The sequence below is a fragment of the Mycobacterium sp. 360MFTsu5.1 genome, from assembly GCF_000383495.1.
Lineage (GTDB): Bacteria > Actinomycetota > Actinomycetes > Mycobacteriales > Mycobacteriaceae > Mycobacterium > Mycobacterium mucogenicum_B.
Map to the genome: position 1 here is coordinate 61,094 of NZ_KB911480.1, position 11,442 is coordinate 72,535.

Genomic DNA, 11,442 nt, shown 5'->3' on the forward strand with positions numbered 1-11,442 from the left:
AAATACTCATGATGAACCGAAGGCATACAGCTTTTGCGTGGGCCATCCATACTTGTGCGTGTCGCGGTTCCGCGCGACGGCATAAGGAGACCTATGAGCACCCCGCCCACCCTTGATCGCCCCGTACTGCGCTGGCGCGTCGTCGACATCGTCGTCGCGAGTGTGCTCGCGACGGCGGCAGGGCTGATCTTCGTGCTGTGGAACATCGCATCCAATCCGGTCAGCGCACCCCTCGGCGCCGTGCTCCCCGGGCTGCAGGCGCTGCTCGGCGGCGGGTGGTTGTTCGCCGGTGTGCTCACCGCCCTGGTCATCCGCAAGCCGGGTGCGGCCATCTACGGCGAGCTCGTCGCGGCCTCGGTATCGGCGTTGGTGGGCAATCAGTGGGGTGTGCTCACACTCGAATCCGGCCTGGTCCAGGGTGTGGGCGCGGAGCTCGTCTTCGCGGCGTTCCTCTATCGGCGGTGGGGACTGCCCACCGCGGTGCTCTCCGGAGCAGTTGCCGGGGTCGCCATGGCCATCAACGACCTGATCCTCTGGTACCCGGGTTCGGCAGCCGGCTTCGCGGCGGTCTATGTGGTTTCGGGCATCGCCTCCGGTGCGGTACTTGCCGGAGTTCTGTCCTGGATCGTGGTGCGGAACCTGGCCAAGACCGGAGTCCTCAGCCGTTTTGCATCAGGACGTGTGGCGCCGAGCCCGGCTTCGTGAACGTCCAACGCGAACACGCGCACGCGTCGGCAGATGCGGAGCGCTCCGTCGGCGCTGCCGTCGACGCGCGCGGCTGGGGCTGGCAGCACGCGACGCGCGCGAATTGGGCTGTGCGCGATCTCGACTTGTTCATCGCCCCCGGCGAACGCGTGTTGCTGCTCGGCCCGTCCGGCGCCGGGAAATCCACACTGCTGCACGGCATTGCCGGGCTGCTCGGCGGCGCCGAGGAAGGACGCCAGGCCGGACACCTCCACGTCGACGGTGCGCCGCCGGCCGAACGCCGGTCCCGCATCGGCATGGTGCTGCAGGACCCCGATTCGCAGGTGATCCTCTCCAGGGTCGGAGACGACGTGGCCTTCGGCATGGAGAACCTCGGCGTTCCACGCGATCAGATCTGGCCGCGGGTCCGGCAGGCACTCGACTCGGTCGGGCTGAATGTGCCACTGTCCCAGCACACTTCGAAGCTGTCGGGCGGGCAGAAGCAGCGCCTCGCGTTGGCGGGCGTGGTCGCAATGCACCCGGGCCTGATCCTGCTCGACGAGCCGACCGCGAATCTCGACCCCGCCGGTGTCGTCGAGGTCCGCGACGCGATCGCCGAGTCCGCGCGCCAGACAGGCGCGACGCTCATCGTCATCGAGCATCGCACCGACGTATGGCTGCCCGTCATCGATCGCGTGATCGTCCTGGGTGCCGATGGCACGGTGGTCGCCGACGGAACACCTGACGACACTCTCCGGCGCGAACACGACTACCTGGTCCGGTCCGGCGTCTGGGTGCCGGGCGTTCCGCTGCCTGAGATCTCCAGGCGCCGCGGCGAGGACGACGGCGTCCTCCTTCGTGCCACCGACCTGTCGGTGGGGCACCGGGGCGACGCCCCGCTGCACACCGGGCTCGATTTCGAAATCCGGCGCGGACGTACGACCGTCGTCACCGGCCCCAACGGAGCCGGCAAGTCGACATTGGCCCTCACGCTCGGCGGGCTGCTGCGACCACCGGTGGGCCGCCTCACGGCCGACGCCGCGCTGGCTCCCCCACGGTCACGGCCCGAACCCGTCCGCTGGCGATCGAAGGAACTGCTCACCCGGATCGGCAGCGTCTTCCAGGACCCCGAGCATCAGTTCCTCACCGGCGCCGTCCACGACGAGCTGGCGCTCGGTCCGCGGGCCCTCAAACGTGGTGCTACCGAAATCACTTCCCGCACAGATGAATTACTCCATCGGCTGCGACTGCAACACGTCGCCGACGCGAATCCGTACACCCTCTCCGGCGGCGAGAAACGTCGGCTGTCGGTGGCGACCGTGCTGGCCACGGCGCCGGCAGTGATCGTCCTGGACGAGCCGACGTTCGGGCAGGACCGCCGGACGTGGGAAGAGCTGATTCGGTTGCTGGCCGACCTCGCCGACGAAGGAACGGCCATTGTGGCCGTCACCCACGATCTCGACTTCACCACCCTGCTCGCAGATGCCCGCATCGAGCTGCCTGCGTGGCAAACCGCAACGGAGACAACGCCGTGACCACCGTGGACATCGTCGGCACACGCCCGGTCAATCCCGTCGCCCGACTGCTCACCGCCCTCCTCATCGCCGGCGGACTGGTGCTGTCCGTCGACTGGGTGTCGGCGTTGACCGCACTGGTGCTCGAGCTCACTCTGTTCTTTGCGGTGGGCGCCCGGCTGCGGCCGGTACTCACGCGCGGCGCGGTGATCGCCGTCGCGGCGGCACTCACCGCGGTGACCATCCTTCTCTACGGCCAGCCCTCCGGCACAGTGCACTGGCACTACCTGCTCATCACCGTCAGTGACGGGTCAATTGCCCTGGCGTTGGCCACTTTTCTGCGGGTTCTCGCGATTGCGCTGCCATCGGTGATCCTGTTCGCCGATGTCGATCCGACCGAGTTGGCCGACGGGCTGGGCCAGGTGCTGAAGCTGCCCGCGCGGTTCGTACTGGGCGCGCTGGCCGGCCTGCGTCTGGTCGGCTTGCTGGGCGAGGACTGGCAGTACCTCGGATACGCGCGCCGGGCCAGGGGCGTCGCCGATCACGCGCGGCTGCGCCGTGTCGCCGGACAATCGTTCGCGCTGTTGGTTTTTGCGGTCCGACGCGGGTCCAAACTCGCCACAGCGATGGAGGCGCGCGGTTTCGGTGCGCACCGCCACCGGACCTGGGCCCGCCCCTCGCCATTCGCCGGGCGTGAGTTCGCCCTCGTCACAGCTGGATTCGTGATCATCGCGGTGGCGATCACCACGTCGGTCGCTGCCGGAGCATGGAACTTCATTGGTACTCGATGAGATTGTGAGCCGCCTCGACGAAGCCGCGACGGTGTTGGTCGACGGCCGTTCGGGATCGGGAAAGTCCACGCTGGCAATGCAACTGCACGACGTTTGGGCAGACAGCGTCGTGGTTCGTCTCGATGACATCTACCCGGGGTGGGACGGATTGTTCTGGGCCGCAGACCATGTGCACCAATCACTGCTGGCGCCCCGCGCCGCCGGCGAAGCCGGACGCTGGCGCAGTTGGGACTGGAGCGGTGCGTGTCCGGGAGATTGGCATCGTGTCGACCGCGGACAGCGCCTCGTCATCGAAGGCATCGGGGCGCTCACCCCGGCCACACGGGCGCTGGCCGATCTGGGTATCTGGGTCGATGCCGACGACGCGACCCGCAAGCGCCGGGCGCTACGCCGTGACGGTGACCTGTACCGACCGCACTGGGACCGCTGGGCGGCTCAGGAAGAGGATTTCGTCGCCCGCCACCGGCCCAAGGAGTGCGCCGATCTGATCGCCGTGGCGACCCCAGCCGGATTCGAATTCATCGATCCACGAAGGACATCATGACCACCTCAATCTCGCTGGCACTCGAGTACTTTCATCCGTGGCCGAACTCAGCCGGGTTCTATCTCGCCCGGCACCACGGCTGGTACGCCGAAGCGGGAATCGACCTGCAGATCCGGACCGTGGACCCCGGCATCGGCGACAGCCTCGAACACCTCGGGCGCCGCCTGGTGGACATCGCGGTGTTCCCGACCAACCGCCTGCTCGTGCGTACCGAGCGCGGCGAACCGCTCAAGGCGATCGCCGCGGTCAACCAACGCGGCCTGGAGACCATTCGCACGCTCGCCAGCAGCGGGATCAGCAGTTTGGCCGAGTTGGCCGGCAAGCGGGTGGCACTCAATCCGACGCCCCGCGGCGTCGCGATCGTGCGCGACCTGGTGTCGCGAGCGGGCGGCGACCCCGATGCCGTCATCCTGGTCGACGTCGGTGCGCGTGAGTTGACCAGCGCCGACCTGGCCGCCGGCGCAGCCGACGCCACCTTCGGTTCCTACTGGGCCTGGGACATTCTGCTGAGCGAGCACCCGGACCGCCCCGAACGGATTTGGCGGGTCGACGAGGAGCTGCCGTTCGGCTATCACAGCTACCTACTCGGGGCACATGCCGAGCTGATCGACCGAAACTCGTTGCTGCTGGAGGACTTCCGAGCGATCAGCGAACGCGGCTTCCGCTACGCAACTCAGCATCCCGAGGAGACCACCCAGCTGCTGGGCGATGTCATGCCGTACTTCCCGCCCGATGTCATCGCCCGCTCGCTCGACGCCATCGCCGGCACCTGGTTCTTCGGGAATGACTGGGGCACAGTCCGTCCCGAGCTGATCGAACCGTACGCGCACTGGCTCGCCGGGCACGGAATCCTCACCGCGCCCGAGCGGTGGCGTGCGGCATTCGCGAATATCTCTGCTGTCACGGAGATTCAGGCGCGGTGAATCCGGGACCCTTCATCGGCGCGGAAGAACTCTTCTCGGCACTGAGTGGCGGCACCCCTCCGGTGATCCTCGACGCCAGCCTCGTCCTGCACCGGCCACAGTTCGACGGTGACTTCCGTACCGAGAGCGGGCGCAGCCGCTGGGAAGACGCCCATCTGCCCGGTGCCATCCACGTACGGGTCGACACCGACCTCTCGGTTCCCGCCGCGACGCACAACCACCGACCGCCACCACAGGAACTGGCCGACCGCCTCGCGCAGTTCGGCATCGGCGCGGACACACCGACGGTCGTGTACGACAGCACCGGCGGTTTTTGGGCGGCGAGAACCTGGTATCTGTTGCGCTGGATCGGGATTCCAGTGCGGGTGCTCGACGGCGGATTGGATGCCTGGCGTGCCGCCGGGCTGCCGGTGGAATCCGAGACCCGCCAAGCGCAGCCGGTCGCCCTGTGGTCTGCGGACCGGGTGCGGGAGGCGTGGATCGACATCGACGAGCTGCGCGAAATCGATTGCGATACTGGGAACCTGGTGTGCGCTCTGTCTCCAGCGGCATTCGCGGGCACGGAACCGACACGGTACACACGCCGCGGACATATCCCCGGCAGTGTCAACGTGCCGGCCCGCGAACTGTTCGACGATGACGGCCGAGTGCGTCCTCCTGCGGAGATCATCGACCGCTACCGGGACGCCGGCACTGACCTCGACCGCGAGGTGCTGCTGTACTGCGGCGGCGGCATCTCAGCGACGGTCAACGCACTCGCGCTGGTCTCAGCCGGTGTCGAGTCCATCCGCGTCTATGACGGCTCACTGGAGGAATGGAGTGCCGATCCGGCACTGCCGCTGCAGGTCGACGAATCCATCGACTTGTGAGCAAGACTCAAAGACTGGTTGTCGATACCGCGTGCCCACACCCGCTGCTACGACAATGCGGCCTCTCGGCTGAACGGCTGCGTCAGCACGGGCGCCATGGCAGACTCCTGGCCGACCTGCGGACGGCGGTGACTCCACAGGACAACGGCGGCGATGAGCAACACCACACCACCGGCGCCAACCGGTAGCGTCGTCGATTGACGGTCGGCCAGTATCGACTGGCACTGCTCGGCATAGTTGCTCGCCACGAACATGGGCCCGCTGTTGGTGTGCAGGTCCAAATTGATCTGGTCTTGCACTCGGGCAACTTCGAAGTTCGGGTGAAAGCCGTTCCCGCAGGGAATCGGCGTGCCAAACCGGTCCACAGCTCCGAGCTGCACGGGGATTGCGGTGGACAGCAAGGCGCCGAGAACCGCAGCGGCGCCGGCGAGCGATAGTAGACGGCTCAACATGTTGCTCCAGTTCCCCTTTCGAGATGCCGCGAACGTCATTTCCCAGACAAGGCACTGAACCCTCGTGGGACCAGTACCGCTATATGGGGTTAGTCGTGCCCTCTGGCCGGAACCGAACGTCCGCGTTTTGTGATCTCGAGCACACCGGCATGCAATGGATCGTGCCGGCTCTGTCGATCGCGGTAACGCACGAAAGCCGGCACCGCGAGACTGTGATGGTCGTCATGGTTGTACGCGCGCTATGGGTCAAAACCGGCGCTATTCATACGCTTTCGCAAGCATTGCCCTAAAAAATCCATGGATTCGACCGTTACCTTCACGTTCTGCACGGGAAGCGATCGGCGCCGGAGGAAGTCTCGGCCACGCCGGTCGTGCTGGGGCTTGTCGCCGATGCCGCGCGTCGTCGGCAATCCCACGGCTGCCGGTGGCTGAGTAGGCAGCGTCGCCCATCACCGGACCGTTCACTCGCTGGTTCGGCAATTCGACACATGGATCGGAGCACATCATCGTCATGACAGAGCACCACGCCCCTGAGGAGATGGTTGATCAGCCGACGCGGGTACAGACGCTGCGCCGGATTCTGGAATCGTTCAGCGATGCCGCCACACCGATCGTGGACCTGCTGCGTCCCTATGTAGAAGGGCTCGAGAACCTGCCCGCCGATGGCCGATTTCTGTTGGTGGCCAACCACACTCAGGGCGGCGTGGAGGTTCCGCTGATCCTGCATTTCGTGCGACGTGGCATCGGGACGCGGGTGCGACCGTTGGCTGAACGGGGTATGGGCAAAATGCGCGGCCCGATGCGCGATGTGATCGCCGCGGTCGGGGCGGTCGTCGGATCTCCAGAAAACGCTCAGGCGTTGATGCGGAACGACGACACGATCCTGGTGTTCCCCGGCGGCGGCCGGGAGATCGCCAAGTTCAAAGGTGAGGAGAACACCATCAACTGGCGGGGCCGGGCAGGCTTTGCCCGCGAAGCCATCATCGGCGGCTACCCGATCGTGCCGGTGACGCTGGTGGGTGGCGACGATATGTACGAACATCTGTTCACGCGCAACAGCACGCTGGGCCGACTCAGCCTCACCATCAGTGAGAAGATCACCGGCCGTCCGAACATGCCGATGCCGCTGATGAGAGGGATCGGTCCCACCCTGATCCCGCGGCCGCAGCGCATGTACCTGCGGTTCGGCGCCCCGATCACGACCACCAAACCCGCCGGCGTCACGGACGAGACTTGGCTCGCAACCGTCAAACAGACGACCCAGGAAGCGCTGGAAACCAGCCTGGCCGAACTGCTGAAAATTCGGGCCGCCGACCCGTACCGCGCCTTGAATCCGCTCGCTTGGCCCCGTGCCACGCGTCCGGCTGACGTGAGCGCGGACGCTCGTGGCTAGTCCGGAACGCACCAGTGGTCGCTCCGATCTGCTTCCCGGGGAGATGGCGCATGCCGCGGTCGTCGCTGCGGCCACGGCAGGATTGGCGATCTCGGCGTCCGTCGTCCCGGTGACCGGGTTCCTGGCGCTGGTCGCCATGGTGCCGATCGGACTGCTGGCCTACCGGCACCGGCTCCGGGTACTGATTACCGCCGCCATTACCGGCGCGGTGATCGCATTCCTCATCATTGGTGTTCCCGGCGCCATCACCGTGCTGTCCTGCGCCTACATCGGCGGGCTGGCCGGCATCGTCAAACGCCGCGGCGGCGGCATCGTCACAGTCGCAGTCACCGGTGTCGCCGCCGGCATGGCCCTCGGGGCCGTCACGTCGAGTGCGTTGCTGGTACTGACCCCGTTGCGGGCGCTGATCTTCAGCGCGCTGAACGCAACCGTGAATGGGCTGACTGTCGCCCTGCACGCCGTCCCTGCCCTACGTGGCCTCGGCGACGGCCTGGCACACCTCACCTCGGCCGGGTTCAGAGCCTGGCCGCTGCTGCTCACCGGGTGGCTGACGAGCCTCGTGACGATCGTGTCGATCATCGGCTGGTGGGTGATGTCCGATGTCCTGCGACGCCTCGGTGGTGTCCCCGACGTCCACAAACTCGACCCGTCACCTGCCGACCTGGCCGGTGCCGCGCCCGCCCCGCTGCCCCTCCATCTGGACGACGTCGGCTTCCGGTATCCCGGCGCCGACCACAATGCACTGGCCCCGACCAGCCTCACCGTCGATGTCGGCGAACGTGTCGCCGTGGTCGGCTGCAATGGGTCCGGCAAGAGCACGCTGGGGCGCATCCTCGCCGGCGCCGCACCGACCACCGGCACCGTGTACCGCCCCGGTGCAGTCGGCCTGGGGCGCATCGGCGGCACCGCCGTGGTGCTGCAGCATCCGGAAACGCAGGTGCTGGGGATGCGGGTCGCCGACGACGTCGTCTGGGGTCTGCCCGCGGACACGCCTGTCGACGTCGACGGGCTTCTGCGTCGGGTGGGAATGGCCGGGATGCGCGAGCGCCACACCAATGGACTGTCCGGAGGTGAACTGCAGCGCCTCGCCGTGGCAGCCGCTCTGGCCCGCTCCCCGAAACTGCTGATCGCCGACGAGATCACGTCGATGATCGACCCCGCGGGCCGTGAAGCGCTGCGGGCGGTGGTGGACGGCCTGACCGCGCACCAAGAGATGTCGGTCGTGGAGATCACCCACTACCGCGACGAGGCCGAGAACGCCGACTGGGTCATCAGCCTGTCCACAACCGGGGACAACACCGCCATGGTGCCCACCGCTACGCCACCGGTTCCACCTCCACCGGCGGCTGGTGGACTGCCGGCGGTAACCAGACTGCCCGGGCTGCCCGTGCTGCAGCTGGACGGTGTCAGCCACCAGTACGCCGCCGGTACACCGTGGGCCCACACGACCCTGCGCGACATCAACCTCACCGTGCATGAGGGTGACGGCGTGTTGATCCACGGAGGGAACGGGTCCGGCAAGTCGACGCTGGCCTGGATCATGGCCGGCCTGACCACGCCCTCCGCAGGATCAGTCCTCTTCGACGGCAGACCCGCTGACGAACAGATCGGCGCGGTGGCCATCGCCTTCCAGGCCGCACGTTTGCAACTCATACGGTCGCGGGTCGATTTGGAAATCGCATCCGCGGCGGGATTCGAGGTGCATGACACGGATCGCGTGGTGGCCGCGCTGGCCAGCGTCGGCCTGGACCCCGCGCTCGCTCGGCGTCGCGTCGATCAGCTCTCCGGCGGCCAGCAGCGCCGGCTCGTGCTCGCGGGCTTGCTGGCCCGGAGGCCACGCGTGCTGATCCTCGACGAACCGCTAGCCGGTCTGGATGTCGCCAGCGCACGCGGGTTGGTGGAGCTGCTGACCGCACTGCGCCGCGACACCGGACTGACGATCGTCATGATCTCGCATGACTTCGCCGGCCGGGACCAATTGTGCCCGAGCGTCTTACGCCTGCACAACGGCGCGATCCAGACTCCGGTCTCATCCTCGACGGGAGCATCGTCATGACACGCCGTGCACCAGTCAGGCATCGGGGCAAAAGACCACTGGTACTGCTGCGTCCCGTCCCGGGCACCAGTCCGGTCCACTCGTTGTGGGCCGGCACCAAGATCATCATCCTCGTCGCCGCCGCCGTGTTGCTGGCCGTCGATCCAAGCCCCATCCCGATCGTCGCGGTGGGCGTCCTGACGCTGGCCGCGATCTGGCTGGCCGACATCCCGCGCAGCGCCTTTCCCTCCATACCTCCTGCGATGTGGGCGGTCGTCGGGATCGGCGCAGTGTTTCTGGCATCCACAGGCGGAGCCCCGGTCGTCGTGGTCGCAGGCCTCCATGCAGGACTCGGTGGCCTGCTGCAATTCCTACAACTGTCGGCGCTGACGATCGTCCTGCTGCTCTCGGGTGCGGTGCTGTCCTGGACCACCGACGTTGCCGACGTCGCTCCGGCACTCGCGACACTGGGTCGTCCGCTGCGGGCATTGTCCATCCCCGTCGACGATCTCGCGGTCGCCCTCAGTCTGGCGCTGCGGTCGTTTCCCATGCTGATCGACGAATTCAGGGTGGTGAACGCCGCCCGCACCCTGCGACCCACACCGCAATTACGGGCCATAAGGAGAGTTCGACAGGGTGTGCGTGACGGCGCCGACCTGGTTGCCACCGCAACCGCGATGATGTTGCGCCGCGCCGACGAAATCGGCGATGCGATCGCTGCCCGCGGCGGAACCGGACAACTCACCGCAGCACGCACCAAGCTGGGCCGGTCCGACTGGATAGCACTGGCGATCGCCGCCGCCGTCTGCGCCACCGCCGTCGGTCTCGACGTGATCACCGGCGGCATCGGCTGCGCCCCCGGGCTCCCACCAGGGTTTGGACCACCCCCGTCCGGACTCATGGGCGGCGCCGGATCGGGCGGATTACCGCCCGGATGCAACCCGCCGGCCCACTGACTTCGCTCAGTATTCGGCTTCGGCAGTGTCGTCACTAATGCAAATCTCCACTGGCGCTTGCAGTTCCAACGAAACGCCGGCGACCCAGCTCAGCTTCACGCTCGTCCAAATATTCAACGATTCAACGAAACTCATTGCCGTCAAACCGCTTTCGCTTCGGACTCTACTCCATACGACAGTCTCCTCCATCGCCGGCAAATCCTCACCCCACAACCGTCGACCTGAGGCGGACGAAAGACCAAGGCGAACAACTGATATGACTGCCCTAATCAACCAACAGCCTCTGCCCACGTACGACCGTTACCGTCGATTCTGTTGCCCTACCGACTTTGCAGAGGAGAAGGACTCGGTGAAGAAGTCACGTCTTGTAGTCACATCGGTGGCCGTGTGCGCCGGATTGGCTTTCAGTGCAATTGGATTCGAGGCGGGGACGGCCGGTGCGATGCCGCCGCCTCCCCCCGGCCCAGGAGCACCAGGACTGTGCGTTCCGCTGCTGCCGTGTGTGGGGCCGCCGGCGCCACCGCCACCGGTGCCCGGCGTACCCAATATCCTGGGAATTCCATTGCCTCCACCGCTGTAGGCCGACGGCGGATGCACGGCAGCGTGGATCTGCACAGCCAGGCCTCAGCGCTTGCAACGGCGCGTAATGTACGGCGGCCAAGGCGGACTGGGCCTCGGCCGCCGTACATTTGGCAGAACAGGCGCGTACCGCGATCCGCGAACGACGGCACGACGGCACGACGGCACGACGGCACGACGAAAGTCACACCAGAAATATGGCTACTAGCTGCTGAAACACTTGCTTCATAGGTTCTCCATAAGCCAACCACAGATCGTGGCTAATCCCGTTGGCAACAATGTCGCGATGCGATATGCGCCAGACGCCTACGCCGCGACCGGGCGGCCACACACCGCCGGACACGCAGCTCCGGCGCCGATGACCCGCCACGATGGCAGCCCGATCGAGGTCCTCGTGGTCGACGACGAACCGGCGCTCGGCGACCTGGTATCCATGGTGCTGAGGTATGAAGGGTGGCAGGTCACCGCCGCTCAGGATGGTGCGACGGCCATCAAGAAGGCCGCCGCCGAGAAACCCGACATCGTGGTGCTGGACATCATGCTGCCCGACATGAGCGGGCTCGACGTGCTCCACGAATTGCACCGCATCCGCCCCGAACTGCCCGTGCTGCTGCTCACCGCAAAGGACACCGTCGAGGACCGGATCGCCGGATTGTCCGCCGGCGGAGACGATTACGTCACCAAGCCGTTCAATGTCGAGGA

11 protein-coding genes are annotated in these 11,442 nt (G+C 66.7%); 10 read left to right on the plus strand and 1 reads right to left on the minus strand.

What is annotated here, in order from left to right; translation table 11 throughout:
* Positions 1 to 93: 93 nt before the first annotated feature.
* From H289_RS0128810 to H289_RS0128835, 6 genes are read left to right on the plus strand one after another with little or no spacing between them, the layout of a single operon-like run.
* Positions 94 to 705, plus strand: coding sequence for an ECF transporter S component (locus tag H289_RS0128810; RefSeq protein WP_020104335.1), 612 nt, complete (start codon positions 94 to 96; stop codon positions 703 to 705).
* The gene (locus H289_RS0128815; protein ID WP_020104336.1) at positions 702 to 2,219 is read left to right on the plus strand and encodes an ABC transporter ATP-binding protein; all 1,518 of its coding nucleotides are present in this window, start codon (positions 702 to 704) and stop codon (positions 2,217 to 2,219) included. The genes H289_RS0128810 and H289_RS0128815 overlap by 4 nt, the downstream gene beginning before the upstream one ends.
* Positions 2,216 to 2,989 carry an energy-coupling factor transporter transmembrane component T family protein gene (locus tag H289_RS0128820; protein ID WP_029105892.1) on the plus strand — a complete coding sequence of 258 codons (774 nt, stop codon included), beginning with the start codon at positions 2,216 to 2,218 and terminating at the stop codon, positions 2,987 to 2,989. Before H289_RS0128815 ends, H289_RS0128820 begins: the two co-directional genes overlap by 4 nt.
* Before the next feature lie 4 nt (positions 2,990 to 2,993).
* Complete coding sequence (locus H289_RS31600; RefSeq protein WP_020104338.1) at positions 2,994 to 3,533, plus strand: nucleoside/nucleotide kinase family protein; 540 nt, start codon at positions 2,994 to 2,996, stop codon at positions 3,531 to 3,533.
* Positions 3,530 to 4,456 carry an ABC transporter substrate-binding protein gene (locus tag H289_RS0128830; RefSeq protein WP_020104339.1) on the plus strand — a complete coding sequence of 309 codons (927 nt, stop codon included), beginning with the start codon at positions 3,530 to 3,532 and terminating at the stop codon, positions 4,454 to 4,456. The genes H289_RS31600 and H289_RS0128830 overlap by 4 nt, the downstream gene beginning before the upstream one ends.
* Positions 4,453 to 5,325, plus strand: coding sequence for a sulfurtransferase (locus H289_RS0128835; protein WP_020104340.1), 873 nt, complete (start codon positions 4,453 to 4,455; stop codon positions 5,323 to 5,325). The genes H289_RS0128830 and H289_RS0128835 overlap by 4 nt, the downstream gene beginning before the upstream one ends.
* 47 nt (positions 5,326 to 5,372) lie before the next feature.
* Here the strand turns inward: H289_RS0128835 and H289_RS33245 are convergent, their stop codons facing one another.
* Positions 5,373 to 5,816 (minus strand): hypothetical protein, encoded by a 444-nt coding sequence (locus tag H289_RS33245; RefSeq protein WP_155944298.1) that lies wholly within the window; start codon positions 5,814 to 5,816, stop codon positions 5,373 to 5,375.
* 499 nt (positions 5,817 to 6,315) lie between these two features.
* Here H289_RS33245 and H289_RS0128845 point away from each other — a divergent pair, with 499 nt between their 5' ends.
* The 4 genes from H289_RS0128845 to H289_RS31615 all read left to right on the plus strand — a co-directional run.
* Positions 6,316 to 7,170: a lysophospholipid acyltransferase family protein gene (locus H289_RS0128845; RefSeq protein ID WP_020104342.1), complete on the plus strand. Its 855-nt coding sequence runs from the start codon at positions 6,316 to 6,318 to the stop codon at positions 7,168 to 7,170.
* Positions 7,171 to 7,213: 43 nt separating this feature from the next.
* Complete coding sequence (locus tag H289_RS0128850; protein WP_020104343.1) at positions 7,214 to 9,226, plus strand: ABC transporter ATP-binding protein; 2,013 nt, start codon at positions 7,214 to 7,216, stop codon at positions 9,224 to 9,226.
* The gene (locus tag H289_RS31610) at positions 9,223 to 10,161 is read left to right on the plus strand and encodes a CbiQ family ECF transporter T component (RefSeq protein ID WP_081633575.1); all 939 of its coding nucleotides are present in this window, start codon (positions 9,223 to 9,225) and stop codon (positions 10,159 to 10,161) included. The genes H289_RS0128850 and H289_RS31610 overlap by 4 nt, the downstream gene beginning before the upstream one ends.
* A 937-nt stretch (positions 10,162 to 11,098) precedes the next feature.
* The coding region (locus tag H289_RS31615) for a response regulator (protein WP_020104346.1) at positions 11,099 to 11,442 on the plus strand (344 nt) is incomplete at its 3' end.

What these genes read in the sequence shown, in the direction of transcription:
- H289_RS0128830 (WP_020104339.1), top strand. Translation starts at nt 3,530, where the DNA reads ATGACCACCTCAATCTCGCTGGCACTCGAGTACTTTCATCCGTGGCCG.
- H289_RS33245 (WP_155944298.1), bottom strand. Translation starts at nt 5,816, where the DNA reads ATGACGTTCGCGGCATCTCGAAAGGGGAACTGGAGCAACATGTTGAGC.
- H289_RS31610 (WP_081633575.1), top strand. Translation starts at nt 9,223, where the DNA reads ATGACACGCCGTGCACCAGTCAGGCATCGGGGCAAAAGACCACTGGTA.
- H289_RS0128810 (WP_020104335.1), top strand. Translation starts at nt 94, where the DNA reads ATGAGCACCCCGCCCACCCTTGATCGCCCCGTACTGCGCTGGCGCGTC.
- H289_RS0128845 (WP_020104342.1), top strand. Translation starts at nt 6,316, where the DNA reads ATGGTTGATCAGCCGACGCGGGTACAGACGCTGCGCCGGATTCTGGAA.
- H289_RS0128850 (WP_020104343.1), top strand. Translation starts at nt 7,214, where the DNA reads ATGGCGCATGCCGCGGTCGTCGCTGCGGCCACGGCAGGATTGGCGATC.